This is a genomic window from Paenibacillus tengchongensis (genome assembly GCF_008973665.1).
Classification (GTDB): Bacteria; Bacillota; Bacilli; order Paenibacillales; family Paenibacillaceae; genus Paenibacillus_AQ; species Paenibacillus_AQ tengchongensis.
Genome location: NZ_WACP01000010.1, coordinates 200,303 through 219,967, shown reverse-complemented (window position 1 = coordinate 219,967; position 19,665 = coordinate 200,303). Strand labels below are relative to the sequence as shown.

General features: G+C 57.0%; 5 protein-coding genes. All 5 read left to right on the top strand.

Annotation, left to right across the window (positions count from 1 at the left end; genetic code table 11):
• Window positions 1–9: 9 nt before the first annotated feature.
• The 5 genes from F1381_RS17820 to F1381_RS17800 all read left to right on the top strand — a co-directional run bounded on the left by F1381_RS17820 (window position 10) and on the right by F1381_RS17800 (window position 19,629).
• Window positions 10–7,740, top strand: a complete 7,731-nt coding sequence (locus F1381_RS17820) for an S-layer homology domain-containing protein (RefSeq protein WP_151736182.1) — start codon at window positions 10–12, stop codon at window positions 7,738–7,740.
• A 90-nt stretch (window positions 7,741–7,830) separates the two neighbouring features.
• The gene (locus F1381_RS17815) at window positions 7,831–17,157 is read left to right on the top strand and encodes a chitobiase/beta-hexosaminidase C-terminal domain-containing protein (RefSeq protein WP_151736181.1); all 9,327 of its coding nucleotides are present in this window, start codon (window positions 7,831–7,833) and stop codon (window positions 17,155–17,157) included.
• A 39-nt stretch (window positions 17,158–17,196) separates the two neighbouring features.
• Window positions 17,197–17,886: a S1 family peptidase gene (locus F1381_RS17810; protein ID WP_151736180.1), complete on the top strand. Its 690-nt coding sequence runs from the start codon at window positions 17,197–17,199 to the stop codon at window positions 17,884–17,886.
• Window positions 17,887–18,001: 115 nt separating this feature from the next.
• A complete protein-coding gene (locus tag F1381_RS17805; RefSeq protein WP_151736179.1) occupies window positions 18,002–18,364 on the top strand; it encodes a LytR/AlgR family response regulator transcription factor in 363 nt (120 codons plus the stop codon).
• An 83-nt stretch (window positions 18,365–18,447) separates the two neighbouring features.
• Window positions 18,448–19,629, top strand: a complete 1,182-nt coding sequence (locus tag F1381_RS17800) for a MalY/PatB family protein (RefSeq protein ID WP_151736178.1) — start codon at window positions 18,448–18,450, stop codon at window positions 19,627–19,629.
• Window positions 19,630–19,665 lie beyond the last annotated feature (36 nt).

The window sequence follows — 19,665 nt, the reverse complement described above, 5'->3', positions numbered from 1 at the left end:
GAACTCACGGTGAAGCTAGTCAAACGCGCAACAGCGTTGATGCTCACAATAGTCATGGTGTTCTTGTCCACCTCCGAGAGTGTGCATGCCTTGGCGGATGCCGTTACGGCTCCGGATACGACGACCATCCAGAATGACTTCATCAAGGTAACAGTGGATAACAAGACTGGCCGCTACGGTATTCGTACCGTAGACGGCCAGCCGATCCGCAAGAATGACGACAACGTAAATCTGCTGTTCCAGGGCGACGACCCGGAAACGTCGTTTACGACGTTCCGGATCGACGGAACAGATTACATTTACGGCAACAAGTACAAATTCGACAACAGCCACTACTCCGAAACGACTGCACCGCAAGTGGTAACCAATGCGGACGGCACGAAGCAGCTGGAGATGGTCTGGAAGATCAAGGGCGTAGAGATCAAGCAGATTCTGATGCTCTATACGGACAGCAAGGATGCCGTTAACTCCGGCAACGTCAACATCCGCTATGAAGTGAACAACAAGAGCGGAGCGCAGGTCATGGTGGGCAGCCGTATTCTGCTGGATACGATGGTCGGCGGCAATGACGGTCCACAGTTCCAGATCGGCACAGCCTACAAATCGCCGCTGCAGGTGGAGCGCAAGCTCGTGCATAACCCGGAAGCCGATGCTGCCATTCCGGAAGAGGACCGCAATTATTTTAAAATTCCGGCCTACTGGGTAATGCGCGACAAGCTCGATCTGACCAATCCGCAGGCAACGAATGTGGTGGCGTACGGCTTCAACAACTTTGCCGAGCAGAACATCAACATTGTCGACGAGATGATCGTCGGTCACTGGAACGGTCTGGCGAACACCAAGTGGGATTATAAGGTGAACCCAAATCTTGACTTTACGCGGGACACCAACGATTTCGGTTCGGCGGACTCCGCCGTAGCCTTCTACTGGAATCCTGACAAAATCGCTCCAGGCGGCTTCCAGAGCTTCGAGACCGTATACGGCCTCGGCGAAATTGTTGCTCCGGACAAGGTATTCTCGATCCGCTATCTCGATACGGTGCAGCAGCTGGCCACCGAGCTTGAGCCGGGCGAGACGGTTCCGAACAAATATGTAGATAACGGCGTGTTCGATATTACTGCCGAAATCGAGAATCTCCAGGCGTACAATATGGAGCATTCCAAGATCGAAGTGGAAATGACGCTGGAAAGCGGGCTCAGCTTCGTCAAGCAGGACGAGAAGGGCAACGATGTGCTGGATGCCAGCGGAAACCCGGTGCTGGAGAACACGCGCAGCAAGCTGCTGGAGTTCAAGAAATCAGCGACTCCGGAGGAAGCGGCGCTGGGGATCCAGCCGAAGTACAAGCCGGGCGACGCCATTACCGCGACGTTCCGGGTGCAGGCCAAGGGCAGACCGTGGCCGACTACGAGACAGTATATGCTCTCGGCCCGGAGTCCGGAGACGCAGGGCAAGATTCAAGGCATCGAGGATGAAGGCATCAAGGCGCAGTATGAATCGAACAAATCGAACTTCATCCTGCTGCCTCCGGTTGGCGAAGCGACACCGACATATTCGTACTCGCTTGCGCCGGAAGAGCTGTACAGCGCGGATGTGAAGTATGTGACAGTCAACCTGTCCAATCTTGAAGCTTACAATACAGGCAATGAAACGACACAGCCGAACTTCGATTTGTATTTCAAGAATGTGGCCGACGACAGCCGCTACAAAGTGGATGTGCAGGACGCCGTAGTCATGCAGCCTACTGACGACGGATTCTCCGGCGCGATGCGGATTACGTACCGCGGCGGCGACCTGGTCGACGAGGGCGGCAATGTCATTGAAGCCGATCTTGGCCCTGAGCTGCCGCTTGGCGAATACCAGGTGGAGATCGACTATAAGGGCGATGCCGGCGGCGATGAAGAAGTGGCCGCGATGTACGACCTGTCGACACCGCAGACCTTCCTCGTTACGGATAACGATGAATCGCGGATCCGTGAAGCCGGAATTATGGTCATCTACAAAGAACTGGTGGATGTCAGCGGCGTAGCCAACGGCACCTCGGTCAGCGATGATCTGCTGGAGCAGCTGAATTCGCTGTTCCCGGATGAGCCGTTTGAAGACGGGGACTTCCTGTGGAGTGCCGTCACCGAGTACAAGAAGACCAAAGCGCTGTTCGGCATGGCCAGCAAAGCGGTCGATCCGGATTTCGAGCTCAGCGAGTTCATGGATGATGAGGCTCTCGAGGAAACACCGCTGTATAATTACAAGCTGTTTGATTCTGAAGAAGACTTCGAAGCCTTCCAGGAGGAAGTCGAAGATGAGGAAGCCGACTACGAGCGCGAGATTCTGGTCACCGTCCGCGGGATGATCAAGCAGGTCGGCAGCGGCGCGGATGAGCAGGTTATCGTCGATACGAAGACGGAGCCGGCCATCATCAACGATGCCGTGGCTTATACCGGCAAGGATTTGGCATTTGTCCGCGGCAAGCTGGAGATCTTCAACGCCAACGTGCCGGATGATATGCCGTTCCTCGACACCCTGTTCGTGAAGGGCGACGGTACGCTCAGCGTGGCCAGCAGCGGCTTCGTCTTCCATAAAGGCGAATGGACACTCGATTTCTTCAACGGCTTCGCCAAGTCGCTCGGAGACGAGAACTATAACATTCCCAAGGCAGAAACGCCGGAGGATGAGGAAGAAGAAGAGGGAGAAGAAGAGAAAGGGAATGACGGCAATCCGGAAGACGACAGCCTGAACGGCAGTCTGAAGTGGGCGATCGGCGGTGTAGGCGACCGGATTAACCCGCTGCGCCAGGTCATGATCGAAGATGTGTACTTTAACAAGCAGTCGCTGTTTGGTGCACCAAGCTTCGCGATTGACGGCTTCGGCTTCTCTTTCAATGATTTCATCCTTAGAGAAGGCGGAATTTCCTTTGGCGGCTCGCTGTCGCTGAAGGTGGTCACTGCAGAAATCCAGAACGTTATCTTTAACAATAAAGGCTTCTATGGCGTGGAAGCATCGCTGGGCTTCGATCTGAACGAAGACATGGGTCTGTTCGGACCGGAGGAGGATAAATCCGACGACGAGGGTCCTGATGCGCCAAGCGGCGAGATTACGATTAACCATGTGGTGCAAGGCTCCGGCGAGGGCAATGAATACGGCCTGCAGTTCGCTGCGCAGCTGAAGAACATGCTGGGTGTGGAAATTGAATTCTCGCTGAAAAAAGTGGCTGACGGCCGCATCCTCCCGGATGTCATCGGCTTCGGCGCCGAGCTCCCTTCACCGGGGATTCTCGTAACCGGCGCAACTTATCTGACCGCTGTGCGCGGTGCCGTGCGTGAGCTGGCCGATACCATCGCCGGCGGCACGGACGAAGATCCGTTCCCGCTGACCGTTGAAGCAGGTGTGGGCATGCGCTTCGGTATTGCTCCGGCCTACTTCTTCGGCGATGTGGATCTGACCGTGAAGCGTACCGGTCTGAAGATTGAAGGCAAGCTCGACTTCTCCGCCGATGCAGATGCTGAGGAGGACGACCGTCTGCCGATGCTTACTCTGGCGCTGCTTGAAGCCCAGTGGGTCACCCCTTGGTTCGTCCGGGTAGCGACGGAAGTCGATATCGGCGGCTGGGATATTATCGTCGGTAAAGCCGGGATTTTTGTCGGCCAGAATCTGGAGAAGAACCGGACGGATTTCGAAGGCTACATCGGCTCGAAGGTACAGGTACCGAACGATGTGCCGGTCGTTGGCGGCATGCCGCTGTCGAGCGTATTCTTCGGCGTCAATAACGACAAGGTCTGGGGCAGCATCGGCATTCTGCTCATCTCCCTGGGCATCACGTATTACTGGAACGGCGGCGTTGAATTCGGCACATCGGCCGAGGACCTGCCGGAAGGTATGATTCATCTGGTTGTTGATGATCCGGAGCGGGGACCGCGCCTCATGGTTATCGGCTCAGGCGTAGAGACGCTGGCGACTTCCCGTGTAGCAACGGAAGACGAGAACCAGGAAATCATCTACCGCGAAGTTGCCGAAGGCGTGAAGTATGTGGAGAACGGCTCCATGAATGTCGGCGCAACCGCCATTACTGTGAAGAACGGCGGCCGCATCCATGAGATTCCGATGGGCGGCACTACAGGCAACGCCATCATTGAAGTGGAGTACGACGGCAAGGACATGCCGAAGTTCACGCTTCAGGACGCAGCCGGCAAGAACTACCCGATCAAATTCGATAATACGAATACCGATCCAACAGCCAATGCTTTTACCCAATATGTACCGGCAAGCTATGTTTCTCCGGATAAGGATAAGTTGAACGACGAAGTCGATATCCGCAGAGCATACGTCATTGTTCCTGAAGCTCAAGCTTCCAAAGGCGGCATCTGGAAGCTGACGGCGGAATCGGCAGTGGAAACGAAACTGCTCAACATTCCGACATTGCCACAGCTGAATGAAGTAAATCTGGCCAAGGACAGCACCAATGCCAACAAGTTCAATGCTTCCTGGAAAGTGGCGAATGCGCAGGAAGGCGATACCGTCAACCTGTATCTGGCCGAAGACGCGGTAACTTCCAAGACCACGGTTATTGACGGCGAGGAAGTGCTGGAGCCGGGCGATCCGGGGCTCCTGATCGCCAAGGACGTACCGGTGGACAAGAACGGTAATGTCAGCGGCGGTGTGACTACCGGCAGCACGGTGATTGATGTAACCAACGTAACGCTGATGAACAGCCAGGAGGATATCCGCGGACTGCTGCGCCAGGGCAACTACTACCTGCGTGCAGAGCTGAAGTCCAGCGCGACCTTCGGAACGAAGACTTCGCCGCAGAAGTTCGAAATTATCGATCCGCTTGCTCCGCAAGAGGTGAGCGATGTGCAGGTAGAGCCGGCCGGCAACGGGCTGTTCGCCCTCTCGTTCAAACCGGGAGCCAAGAAGGCGGGTCATGAGGATTACGAGCACAGCTATGTGATCGACGCCAAGGTAGCGACCGAGAGCGGAATGGAAGAATACGCCCCATTCGGCGAAATTCTGTTTACCGAGGAGGAGCTGCAGCCTTACTGGAATACAGGCACAGGGAAATATGAGAACCTTCTGATCGGCGGCTGGAAAGCTCTGTCCACCTCGGACGAGGTGAACACGGAGAGCCTTGAAGGCACCGTCATTGATGTCGAGAAGGTCAAATATACCGGTCTCGAAGTGAAACGTGAATACAGCATCGGCGTTTCGGCAGCAACGGTACCTACCGAAGCTGACGACAAGAATCAGAATTATCACTATGCAGAAGCTGCAAGCAGTCCGAAGACACTGCTTCCGGCGATCAGCAAGCCGAAGCTGAAGATCAGCTCCTCCGGCAAGGTAGAGGATACGGGCAATTACATTAACCTGTTGACGAACCAGACCGAGCAGACGCTGACCATCTCTTCGGAACAGAAGGATATAACAGTAGAAGCTTTCTATGCCGAGAAGTCGATCGGCAAGGTGGCACTTACGAACCAAACGGCCGGCGGCAGCAAAGGAACCCTGAAGCTGGATCAGTTCCAGACGGACGGACCGTTTGCCATCGAGCTGAAAGCCAGAAACATGAAGACCAAGGACGTCTCGGTAACCATGCTTTATCTGACCGTCGACACCATCGCTCCGGTACTCTACATTGACTCTCCGGTTACGGGAGACAGAACGGTGCTGACGAATGGTCAAGAGCTGATCCAGGTTGCCGGAACGACGACAGCAGGAACACTGCTCAGTGCGCAGTACACCGTAAACGGTAAGACAACATCGGAGCCGATTCAGGTGCAGGATAACGGCGCGTTCAGCGGTACAGTTGCGATCAGCTCCGGCGATTCCACCATCGCCTTGACGCTGAAGGCTGCCGATGAAGCGGGCAACGAGAACAGCGCCGTGGTAAATATCACCAATAACGGCTTTAAGGCTCCGGTGGCACTGATCGTGAAAGGGCCGGACGTGCTTGAACCGGGCGAGAGCGGCAACGTGAAAGCTTACTTCAAGTATGCGGACGGCAAGGATGCGAACGGCAAAACGAAATTCAAGGAAGAGCCGCTGACTGCAGAGCAGCTCGCCAAGGTCACTTATACAGTGGCTGCAGGTGAAGATGCGGTAAGCCTGAGTTCAGGCGGCAACATCTCGGCGCTTTCTGTCGGGGCCGGACTGATCCAGGCGGAGTACAAACTGTCGGACGATATCACCCTGGAAGGCATGACCGCAACTACGGTTGAGGTTCCTGAACCGGTAGCGCTGGGAGCCCTGAAGGTAACAGCGTCGCCTGTCACAGGGGATTATCAGAATACCCAGATAACGGTCACAGAGTACGGTGACATGACCGGACAGCAGCTTGCTTATAAAGTGTATGCTTCCGGCGCCAAGCTTCCGGCCTTCCAAGAGGACATCAGTTCCTGGGAACTGCTGCCGCTGAACGGTATAGTCGACGCCGATATCGGCAACACGATCATTGTTGCCAAGCGTACCTCCACTACTAAGCTGGCAACAGGTGCCGGTCAGGTAGCTGCGAACATTTGGGTCGGCGGAGACAGCGGAGCCGGCACAGGCGGCGGTGGCGGAGGCGGAGGCGGTGCACTGCCTGCAGCGACCGAAGAGCCTGGACAGCCTGCAGCCATCACCGTTAATGGGCAGGACGTAGAAGCTAACTGGAACGGCCGCACTGCCGTTCTGCATATTACGGACAAAGAATATGCAGCAGGCAGCGATCTGGTCATCCAGTCTGCCGATGCAGCAGCAGAAGGATTCAGCATCGCTGTGGATGCAGCAGTCATTAAACAGCTGCAGACAGCCAAGAAGAACTTCACGCTTGAGGTACCAATGGGTACGCTGGTGCTTGCACCGGAGAACCTGTCCCAGGTACAGAGTGAGCTCCAGATCAATATCGGCCTGAACAGCAGCAGTGATCAGGCAGCCATGAACAGCATTGCCGCCCAGCAGGGCTTCACCGCTCTGGCAGCCGGTCAAGGCGTGAGCGTCTCCGGCAATTTGCCGGAAGGCAGCTGGTCACCGGCGCTGAAGCTGAAGGCCGCTATTCCTTCGCCGATTGCGGCGGATCAGATCACGGCCATCGTCCTCAAGGATGAAGCCGGGCACTGGACAACCGTGCCTTGGAAGCTGGATGCTTCCGGCAAAACGGTGAATGTGCAGCTGACCGGAGAAGGCGCAGTGTACTTTATCCGCAACGATAAATCGTTCAAGGATGTGCCTGCGGGCTGGGGCCAGGAAGCCATCGATGCAGCATCAGCCAAGCTGTTCGTGCTTGGTAAATCCGCCGGTATCTTTGATCCTTCCGGCCAAGTAACACGGGCCGAGTATCCGACAATCCTGCTCCGCACCGCCGGTCTGATGAACAAGAACGCGGCAGCGGCCGGATTTACGGATGTGGCGGATGCAAGCTGGTATAACCTCAGCGTATCCATTGCTGCCGGACTGGGTATCGTCACGGGAATGGAAGACGGACGATATGCACCGCAAGCGACGCTGACACGCATTGAAGCGATGACGATGCTCGGCCGCCTGCTGGCGCAGCTCAGCAGCGAATATGCGCTGACGGACGCCGCAGCGGAAGGAATTCTCGCCGGCTTCGCCGATCAGAAGCAAATCCCGGCCTGGGCGCGTCAAGCCGTGGCAGCCAGCATCAAGCACGGAATCATCCTTGGCGAGAACGGCAAGGTGAATCCGGCAGCTCCGCTGACCCGGGTTCAAGCGGCAGCCATTGCTGTCCGTCTTGATCAGCTGATTACCGATTAACCAATATCAGATGTGCCCGTACCGCTGTGTAACCGGCGGTACGGGCAACTCTGTTCTACAGATTTACAAATTACCTGGGGTGGTGTCATCATGGCTTTAAAGCGTAAAGCTATCATAGGGTATCTCAGCGCGCTGGCTGTCGTTGCCGCTGCGGGTGTCGCCGGAGGAATTCACTCCAAGGCAGCACCGCAGACATGGGCCAGTCTGGCAGAGACGGGTTGGTATGAATCTACCTACAATACCTTCAAAATTAACAGCCCGGAGGATCTAGCCGGGGTAGCCGAGCTGGTCAACGAAGGAATAGACGACGGGCTCGAAGATAAAATTCTCGAAATAACTAAAAGTCTTGATCTGTCGGGCTTAGAATGGGTACCGATTGGTACGGGAGAGCATCCTTTCAGAGGCACGCTTATTACAGAGAATGGGGCTATTCTTGAGATTTCAGGCATGAATGTGGTTCAGAATCTTTCCTATCAGGGTCTGGTAGGGAATATGGAAGGCGGAACTGTAGGCGGTCTGACCTTTAATTCGGGTTCCATTTCCGTCACAAGCGTTACCTATGATGCCTATGCCGGTGCAGCAGTAGGCAAAATGAGCGGCAGCAGCATTGTGTTCGATATTACCAACAATATCAGCGTTTCCTCCGACTCCGCTCCGTATCACGCCTACACAGGCGGAATTGTAGGCATGGGCGAAGGCATGATTTCGAACTCTTTCAATAATGGTGCAGTTACGACCTCCGGCTCTGCCGATGCCGGCGGCATCGCCGGATATACGGATTCCCGCGGCATGATTATTAAGAAAGTGGGCAATACGGGCAGTATCCAGGCATCGAACGGAGATCAGGTTACAGCAGGTGGCATTGTCGGCCGTAATGCCGGCACCTTGTCTATGAATGATGAGGATACGCCGATCTCCAACAGCGGCCCGGTCACGGTGAATAACGCAGCAACAGCCACTGCGGGAGGAATCATCGGGGAAATTGATGCATCGGTCGTGTTCTCTAATGCCACCAGCAACTCCGGTGCAGTTACCATTGAAGCGCCGGCGGCAGGACGCTCGGCGGCAGGGGCTTTGGCAGGTGCAGTTGGTCTGAGCACCGTGCCGGATGTAGCGATTACGTTTACCAATACGGCGCCGGTTATCAATAACGGCGGAACCAATGTATACACCGGCGGAATCGCAGGTTACACCCAAAGCCGGTTCACATGGGTATCCTCTTACGCCAATACGGTGCCGGTAACGGCATCCGGGACGCAGAACATTTATACCGGCGGCTTCGTCGGCTATGCTGCGGCCGGTCTGGTGCTTCCGGATGCTGCAGCAGCTTACGAGCAGCAGGCTGGAATTACCGTAAACGGCGGCAGTGAAGTGTATACGGGCGGGATTGCCGGGTATGACGCCGGCGGCTCGCTGAATCAGTCCTTCTTCAAGGGCAGCCTGAACGTTGCCGGCGCAGCCGGTGTGTACACCGGGGGCATTGCCGGGTATGAGCTCGGCGGCACGATTGCTGCGGCAAGCGCCGGCAACACGGAAGCGGCTCCGGCCTCGATCGTTTCGGATGGAACCATCGGCGGGATCGCAGGTTACCTGGAAGGTACCTTGAGCAATGCGAAGGTACAGGATTTGACGCTGCAAGCGACAAGCGAGAACGGCGTAATCGGCGGTATTGCCGGCAGCGCACAAGGTTCGGTGTCCGGAGTGACCTCCGGGAACGCGGACTCGGAAGGCTATGCAACAGTTGTATTTAAAGCAGATGGAATCAATAACGTAACTTACGGCGGTCTGATCGGCTTGAACGAGAAGCCGCTGACATTGACGGACGGCTTGACTACACGGGCAGCCTTCGTGACGGAAGCCGGAAGAAGCGGCTATACCATTGGAGGCACTGCGGGTAAGCTGACGGCGGATGCGTCGGTAGGCACGGCAGAAGCGCCTGTGGAAGTACAGCATATCGAAGTGGGTCTCAATGCCGATGATACAAGCTTCGGCGGTGCCGTTGGTAACAACGCTACTGTGCAGATTCACGCGCATACGGACGAACTTAACATCCAGGCGGCTGGAGCGAGTGTCCGGGCAGGCGGCGTATTCGGCGAGAACAGTGCCGCTGTACCGCACAGCTTGGCGGAGAACATCGCCATTGCTGCGGACGGTGCGGACAACAAGCTCGGCGGCTATGCCGGAGTCAATACCGGAACGCTTGAGGATGCAGCCGTAACCCGGCTGACCATTGCCGCAGGCGGCACTGGCACTGCAGCCGGCGGAATCGCCGGGACTTCGGAGGGGACGGATACGCGCGCCGTAATTACCAGCCCTGAGCTGAATGTAGTCAGCGATGAAACGCTGATTACCGTTACCGGTGCGGATTCCAAGGCAGGAGCGGTAGCCGGTTATGCTGTGAACACGAATATCACGGCGCCGGAAGTGAATGCCGTAACACCGCTGCAGGCAATCATCGACATTCAGGCAGCCGGTGTGCAGGCCGGCGGTTTGGCCGGAGCGCTCAAGAACGCTGAAGTTACCGGCGACGCCACCACCGTCAACCTGGAGAACCTGTATCTGATGGTTTCCCCGGCAGGTGAAGATGTATTTGCGGGCGGTCTGGTCGGCTATAACGAAGAATCCAGACTGGAGCGTGTGGTCGGAACCGGAATCAATCTGGTGCTGAACGGTCCGCGGGCAACGTCGGGCGGCATTGCCGGCTATAACCGCGGCACTTCTTCGGCAGTCATCACAGGCACTTACATTACCGGCCTCAGCCTTAAAGCGAATGCCGGCGCTGTATCTTCCTTCATCGGAGGCATTGCGGGCATCAATGATGCACAAGCGGCCGATCCCGTGCCGAATCCGGCAACGGCGGTCAGCACCATGCAGAATACCCGGACTCTGGGTACCGTATCTGCGGCTTCGGCCTCGTCCACGGTCGGCGGCATGGTCGGCGAGAACCGCAGCCTGATTGCCAACAACAGCATCACGGACAAAATCCCGGTCATTTCCAAGGGCGCCAATGTGGTTATGGGCGGTCTGGCCGGACGCAATACAACATCAGGAACGCTGTACTACACGTATTCAAATGCTAACCTGACGATTGAAGGCGCGGGAACACTTGCCGGCGGACTTGTGGGTGAGAACAACGGTGCCGTCAAAGGCTCTTATGTGGACATCGATGTAACGGGCAAAGCCACAGGTACGGCCGGACAGCCGGTGTATCTGGGCGGACTCATCGGCAGAAACAGCGGAGGGAATATTGAGCTTTCGTACTCTGCGTCCAACGTCAAAGCCGATGGCGTTTACACCATTGTCGGCGGCCTGGTAGGCGAGCATGCTTCAGGCAATATCAAGAACTCTTATGTTGCCAAAAGCGTCTCCGCCGCTAAAACAGGTTCCTACGCGGGCGGCTTCATCGGCCGCATTACCGCCGGTAAAGTATCGAATGTCTATTCGGCGGCCGAAGTCAATGCAGCTTCCGGCAGCTATGCCGGCGGATTCGCCGGACGTTATGACAGTTCCAGCAAAGATCTGCTGTACAAGTCCTACTATATTAAAGACAGCTCTTTGAACATCAACAAGGATTTGCCTGATTTTGCAGAAGGCAATTACCGCTGGCTGAATGTGCAGGTCCGTCTCAGCACGATTCTCTCGGAGACGCTGAAGGACCGCAATGAATTTCCTGCCCTCTCAGGCTGGGACTTCACAGGCGCCTGGAAATACGGCTCGCTGAATGCGACGTACCGTTATCCGGAAGTCAACCGTGCGGCCAACACCGGCGGAGATAGCGGAAATCAGGTCAATGCCAATATTAACTGGTACATGAAAGACCAGGATGCGATCACCTTCCAGATTACTACGGAAGCTGAGCTGGCCGGTCTGGCCTCTATCGTCAACGGAACGATTGCCGGTGTGGACAGATTCGACTTTGCCGGCAGAACGATTGTTGTGCAGAATCCGATTCATATCCAGTCGAAGCAATGGGCTCCAATCGGCAGCAGTGAAGAGCATCCGTTCCAGGGTATCTTCGACGGCGCCAACCAGCTGATTGACGGCTTAACCGTGCAGCCTGCCTATTCCTACTCCGGCTTGTTCGGGGTTATCGGTGAACAGGCAACGGTACAGAACATCAACCTGGAGCCGGTAAATGTCAGCGGCAGCGCCTTTACGGGAGCATTGGCCGGACTCAGTCTCGGCCAGGTCAATGATGCCCATCTGAAGCTTCTGAACGGAGCCAAGATCAGCGGCGGCACCGTGGGCGGCTTCATCGGCAAGAACACCGGCAGTATGACCGGACTTAAGCTTACCCTGAACGGCGGCGGGATCGAAACCGTCGTGAATGCAGGGATTGCAGGAGGAATCGTCGGCGATAACACCGGCGCGGTTGTTTCTTCCACGTACAGCATTGAAGCCATTGACGGCAGCATCGGGTCAGCGGCGGAAGACGCCGTTGTCGGCGGGGCTGTAGGCGTGCAGTCAGGCGATGTCACGGGACTCGAAGTTACGCTTGGCGCAGGTTACCGGATTGCGGCTACCGGTGCCGAGAATACGGTCGGCGGCATCATCGGCCGGTTCACTTCCGGCAAGGCAAGTGTGCTGAGCCTGACCTTCACCGACGGCACCGTTGAGGCGCGCGGCTTGGATTCCACGCTGGGCGGCATCGTAGGCCGGGCAGAAGCCGGAACGGTGCTCAGCGGTATTGAAATTACCGCACCGGGAACGGGTGTGCAGCTTACTGGCAACGGCACCGTTGGCGGCGCAGCCGGTATCAAGGAAGGTACGCTTGGCGGCATTATGCTTCTGGCAGCGGATTCTGGACCAAGCAGCTTCGATATCGACCAGGTAAGCGCAGCGGGCCTGAACCTCACATCCACCGGAGACAGCCTGAACGCTGTGGTCGGCGGACTTGTCGGCAAGGCTTCTCTTGCAGCGCTGAACGCTGTTTCCTACGAAGGTGCGATTGCCGCGCCGGGTGAAACCGCAGTTGCCGGCGGGATCGCCGGTGCAGCGGCAAACAGCATTCTCTATGACGTCAACGCCCTTCCGGAATTGCAGGCAGTGGCGGGTACGGGAGACGTAGTAGTAGGCGGAATCGCCGGCAGCCTGTCCTCGGATCATATGAACCAGGGATTTGATTTCGGCAAGACTTATCCGCTCTACAACGGAATCTATCTTGCCCATGTTAACGGAGGCAGCATTGAGGCTGCCGGAACGGACAACCGGATGGATGTCTACGCCGGCGGATTGGTCGGCAAGAACACAGCCGCATCCATCTACCGCTCTGATTCGGCTGCCGATGTACATGCAAGCGGCGGCAGCACCGTCAATGCCGGCGGTATCGCCGGTTACAGCAGCGGCATTATCGTCGATTCTTCGGCGGAGAGCAATCTTAGTGCGGGTGCGGCAGCCGTGTACAATGTCGGCGGACTTGTCGGCTGGGCTCAAGGCGGCCAGATTCATCACAGCAAGAGCACAGCTTCCGGCGGCCAGAGCATTACAGTCGGCAGTGCGCTGACACTGGAGGATCTGCTTCCGGTGACGCATGCCGGCGGTGTAGTCGGAATGGGCGATTATGCAACGATTACTTATACCCGTTCGGACATTCCGGTTAAGGTTACGGACACCAACCAGGACAATACGATTTATGCGGGCGGGTTCGCCGGTCTGCTTGGGGAAAATGATACCCGGAAAGGCTCGATTTCCGTGTCCTATGCAACGGGCAGCGTAACCGTCAGCGGCAAAATGGGTTCCTATGCCGGCGGCTTTGCCGGTTCGGTCGACAACTTCAACATCAGCGACGCTTATAGCTCCGGCAATGTAGCCAATACAGCGCTGGATCTGCGTACCGGCGGCTTTGCCGGCTCGATCGACCGCAACACCGAAATTTCCGGGTCCTACGGACTGTCGCCGGTGGTTTCGGCGACCGGAATCAAATCGGCAACCCGCTCGTATGCCGGCGGCTTCGCCGGATACAACGACGGAGTACTGCAGGGAATTTACACCAATGTGGCGGGCATCGCCAACAACGCACCTGGAGCAGACCGTTACACGGGCGCACTGGTGGGCTACAACTTCCGCGACGGTAAGATTCTGGATTCCGAATTTACCGGAAGCATTGAGGCTGTAGAGCACAATGTGAACGGAACCGTTGAAGCTGAACAGGTTGCCGCAGCCAAGAATCCGGCCGACTCGGGGCTGTGGAATCTGGAATATGACACAACGTTCCTGGACAGCGCCTTTGACGGCATCATTACGGTAAATACAGCGCAGCAGCTGCGCGGTGCAGCCTTCTTCTATAATGAGACAGGCCTGGCGTACTTTAACCTGTACGACAGAACGGCTGCAGCGAAACCGGAGATTACCTCCATGGTGCTGGGCGGCGATATTGATCTCGCCGGACAGTCCTGGGTACCGTTTACGGACCTTACCGGCAAATTGGACGGCAACGGACATACCATCCGCGGGCTCCGTCTTAACCCGCAGCAAGCGCAGAATGTCGGCTTTGTCGCCGAGAACCACGGCGAGATTGCCAATCTGAACTTCGCAGATGCCGTAATAGCCGGCGGCACAAATGCTGCTGTAGTTGCGGGCATTAACCACAGCGGAGCCATGATTTCGGGCGTGAAGCTGAGTGTATCGGTAGAAGCCGGGAATGCCGCTGTTCTGGGCGGCGCGGCAGCCGTCAACGACGGAACGCTTACCGGAATCGAAGCGGCGGAGCTTGATTTCGCCGCCAGCCTGAACCTGGGCAAAGCCGGCGGCATCGCCGGTGTCAACAACGGCAGCATCGCACTCTCTAAGGCTGCGGGCAGCATTTCCGCTGTTCAGGCTGCGGGCGGCATCGCCGGAGAGAACAACGGAACGGTTGACCAATCCGTATTCGGCGGCAGCATTGACGGTCAATGGGCCGGCGGTATTGCCGGAATCAACACAGATACGGTTACGGCTTCCCGGTATACCGGCGGCACAGTGAACGGCAAGCTGGCTGCAGGCGGCATCGCCGGCAGCAACGCGAAGTCGGTTGCCGGTTCTCAAGCCACCGGCACTGTCACTTCGACCGAAGGTGCAGCCGGAGGTATCGCCGGAGAGAATAACGGCCTGATTGACCAGTCCGGATTCGGCGGTACTGTGAACGGACTGACGGCCGGCGGCATTGCGGGAACGAACGGGGATACCATCTCCGGTTCCGCGTATACGAACGGTACAGTCAACGGAACGCAGGCTGCAGGCGGCATTGCCGGCATCAACAGCCAAACCGTCTCCGGTTCTGAAGCCACCGGCAGCGTTACTTCCGCTGCAGGAATGGCCGGCGGGATTGCCGGAGAGAACAGCGGCGCGATTGAGCATGCCGAATATAACGGCAACGTCAACGGCGCTACGGCTGGCGGGATTGCCGGTGAGAACAGCAATACGATTGAGCACAGCGGGTTCAGCGGCATTGCCGAAGGACAAACCGCCGGTGGTATTGCCGGCATCAACACCGGCAAGCTCAGCACGGTCAGCTCTGCGGGTACCATCAAGGGAGCCATCGCTGCCGGTGGTATTGCGGGCGACAACCGCTCCGAGATTGCCGAGGCATTGTCTTATGCGGAGGTTACAGCCGCTGCAGCTGCAGCGAATGCGGGCGGTATCGCCGGTGTGAATACCGGTTCGATTGCAGACAGCTATAATGCCGGACGCGTTACGGCGGAAGGCACCGGGCTGGCTCAGGCCGGCGGCATCGCCGGTCACGCCAAGGAAGGAACGATTACTGCTGCGCTGAATACCGGAGAGGTGAAGGCCGGAATCAACGGAGTAATCGCTCCCGGACAAGCTTTCTTCGGCGGCATCGCCGGAACGAAGGCAGACCAGGCTGAGATCAAGGACAGCATCTACAATGCACAGATGCTGAAGAACAAGACGGCTTACTTTAATGCAAGCGGCAAAGCGGTTTCCGGCAACGCCGGCGAAGCCGCAGGAATGTCTGCCGCAGAACTGACGGCAGGCAGTGTTCCACAGGCATTGAATAACGGCCAGTGGACAGCGGCGGCTTCCTTCTATCCGGGACTGGTTGCTTTTAAAGACACGGAACCGGGTCTGCTTAGCACCGCTGCAGTTATCCTGAATGCCAATGACCTGATCAACCGGGTTGACAACAGCTTTGGTTTGAGCGTTAGCCCAGGATTAAGCTGGAGCGCTTCTGCCAATGAGGCTGCTGTCGGCAACGGAACAGGCAAGATCCACAATGGGGCAGGAGCTAAGCTAACCGTTAAATACGGCGAAGCAAGCAGAGTAATCACCGTCAACGAACCAGCCTTCAAATATCCGGAAACGGCTAAAGCGCCGGAGATTGAGCAGCTGCTTGGTACGATGATCCTCAAGAACCCGGTAACACTGACAACGACGGAACCGGGCGGAACGATCTACTATACCCTGGACGGATCGGTGCCGACAGAAATGTCGCCGATGTATACCGCTCCGCTGGAGCTGGTGGGCCAAACAACCGTCAAGGCGATTACCATCGTCGAAGGAAAAGAGTACAGCAATGTTGTCACCGGCTACTGGACACCTCAGGGCAGCACCGGCGGCGGTGGCGGCTTTGTCGCTCCTCCTCAGTCTGAACCGGCTATTACTGCCGTTGCAGGAACTGTAACGCAGATCGGCGACAGCGAAGCACCGCTGAAGGTTGCGCGGGGCAGCAAGCTGAAGCTGACCGCACCGGAAGGTCAAATCATTTACTATACGACCGACGGCAGCACGCCGACCGATAAGAGCCCGGCGTACACCGGCGAGCTTCTGATTACGCGCAGCATGACGATCAAAATGATTACAAGCGAAGACGACACTGTAATCACCATTCAGTACGAGGTGGAGAACGCCAAATACAATCTCAAGGAGAACTCCGCAGAGATCAAGTATATGACCGCTTATCCGAACAGCCTCTTTAAGCCGAATGTGACCATTACCCGTTTTGAAACGATTCATGCGCTTGCTCCGCTGCTCGATATGGAGGAAGTGAACCTCGGAAACCTGTTCAATGATGTGCCGGCCGAGCAAGAGGCGCTCACTGCATTCTTCGCATCTGCGGGCATTGTAGAAGGTTATCCGGACGGAGGCTTCGGCGGGGAGAAGGGCTTGACCCGGGCCGAGTTCTCCAAAATCGTCGCAGTCATGCTTCACCTGGACACTCAAACGCTGGGCGTCACGAAGCAAAATGATCTTAAGGGCCACTGGTCCGAAGCTTATGTGAATGCACTGACCGCTGCAGGTTATATCCAGGGCTTCCCGGATGGAACCTTCAAGCCGAACGCCCCGATTACCCGGGCCCAGGCAGTCGTGCTGATCAACCGCATTGCAGGTACCAAGAAGCTGCCTGCGGCAGCCGTCCGCTTCACTGACGTTCCGGCTTCACACTGGGCGTTCAAGGACATTATGTCGGCGGTGCAATAGGAATAGAGTCTTACAAGAGAGAAGAAGGAGATTTAGCGGATGAGAAATAAACTTATGGCGCTGTGCCTGCTGCTTGCAATGGCTTCCGCCGGTCTGCTGGTTACGCGTCCTGCCGGCGCCGATACCCCTGTCGTCAACAATGCCGAACAGACCTACCGGCTGGCCGAGAATGCCATGTTCTACCTGCGGGTCTTGAAAAGCGACGGCACCGCCAGTTCCACGGGGACGGGAATCATCCTGTCCTCCGGGGGGACGGCGGCAACGGCTTATCATGTAGTCAAAGGTGCGGAGCGGCTGGAAGGTGTGCTGGCGGACGGTACGGTGGTCAGTCCCATCAAGGTAACAAAATACGATGAGCTTAAGGATGTCGCGGTTCTTGAACTGCCGGCACCGGCGGCGGCCAAAGTGAAGGGCGGCGCCTATGCTTATCTCAACATCCGCAAAGAGGCGCTGGAGCACGGCGAAGCCGTATTCGCGCTGGGCTATCCGCTCAAGAATACCGGCATTATCACTTCAGGGATCGTCAATACACCCGATGCGCAGATCAACGGGCGCAGCCGGATTCTGACTTCATCCCAGGTGGCCAGCGGCATGTCGGGCGGTCCGCTGATTGACGCGCACGGGCAGCTTGCCGGAATTATTTCCGGCTCGCTGCGGACGATGGACAATATTCATCTCGTCGTGAATATGGAGGATTTGCGCAGCTTGCTGCCGGCGGCGCTGAAGTAAAGCGGCGGTATTCAACTTTCAGCTGTCCCCATGCGTCGGCCTGACGCGGGGACAGCTTTTTTCTAAGGACAGGAAGGGCTGCCCGGTTTGATTCTTCGGCGGGAGGTGGGAGGAAATGATCAGAGCATTTTTACTTGATGTAAACCAGAAGGATCTGTACAAGCTTTCTTCCATGCTGCAGCAGTCGGGGAGAGTTCAAGTCATCGGCATGTCCACACATCCTTCCGGCACGGTTGAGACCTTGCTCCGACTGCAGCCGGATGTATTGTTCCTGGATTTGCAGCTGCCGGACCTGCAGGGAATTCTGCTGGCCGAGCAGGCCAGACGGAAGCTGCCGCAGATCCAGATTGTCGTCGTTACGGAGAGTAAACAGCATGCATTATGGGCTTTTGACCATGCCGTGTCGGATTATGTGCTGAAGCCGCTGGAGGAGATGCGGCTGGTCCAGTCGCTTGACCGGCTCCGGGTGGGGAGCTGAGCTTCCTGGCAGCAGTGCAGGAAGCCGGCGCCTGTGATACAATAGGCGGATAAAACCGGAAGGTCCATTGGAGGTGCAGGATTTTGAAGTATGATTTTGACCGGGTAACTAGCCGGTTGGGTACCCGATCCCTGAAGTGGGACCAGCTGGAGCAGCTGTACGGCAGCAATGAAGTGCTGCCGCTCTGGGTAGCAGATATGGATTTCGAATGTCCGCCGGCGGTGAAGGAAGCGCTCATCCGCCGCGCCGGTGCCGGCATATATGGTTACAGCACGGAGAGCGTGTCCTATAAGCAGGCGATTATCCGCTGGTTCAGCGGAAGGCACGGCTGGGAGCTGCAGGAGGATTGGCTGTCTGACTCGCCGGGGGTTGTCACCTCGCTGAGTCTGGCGGTAGAGCTGTTCAGCGAACCGGGCGGTGAGGTGATCATCCAGCCGCCGGTATATTATCCGTTCTTTGACGTCATCCGGATGAACGGGCGCAAGACGGCGCTGAGCCCGCTGCTGCATACAGAAGGGCGTTATGAAATGGATTACGGCAAGCTGGAGGAGCTGATGAAGGGCGGCGCCCGGCTGCTCCTGCTCTGCAATCCCCATAATCCGGGAGGCCGGGTATGGGAAGCAGAGGAACTGCTGCGGCTCGGCGAACTGTGCCTGCGCTACGGCGTGAAGGTGATTTCCGATGAAATTCACTGCGATCTGATCCTGCCCGGCCATAAGCATACGCCGTTTGCGTCATTGTCTGACGAATTGGCGGAGATTACGCTGACTGCGCTGGCTTCGACCAAGACGTTTAATCTGCCGGGGCTGCAGACCTCGTTCATCGTTTCCGGGAACCGCGACATCAAGCGCAGCTTTGACCGGAAGCTGAAGCAGCTCAGCCTTCTTTCAGCTTCGTTCTTCGCCCATGAGGCGGTGGAAGCCGCTTATAATGAAGGCGGCGAGTGGCTGGACGAGCTGCTCCTGTATGTGTCTGACAATGTACAGTTTGCCACGCAGTTCCTTGCGGAGAAGCTTCCGCAAGTCAAGGTTATGCAGCCGGAAGGCACCTATTTGCTCTGGGTGGACTGCCGTCCGCTTGGACTCGATGTGGAGGGCCTGAAACGTCTGATGTACCGGGAAGCAAAGGTGGCGTTCACCGAAGGCTCCATCTTCGGCGAGGAAGGCCGGGGCTATCTGCGGCTCAATCTGGCTTGCCCGCGGTCCGTTCTGGCCGAGGCGCTGGAGCGCTTCTGCCGGGCGGCGGCGCCCTACACTGTAAGCTAAAGTGAACACGGAACTGCTGCGGCAGATCCTTGATGC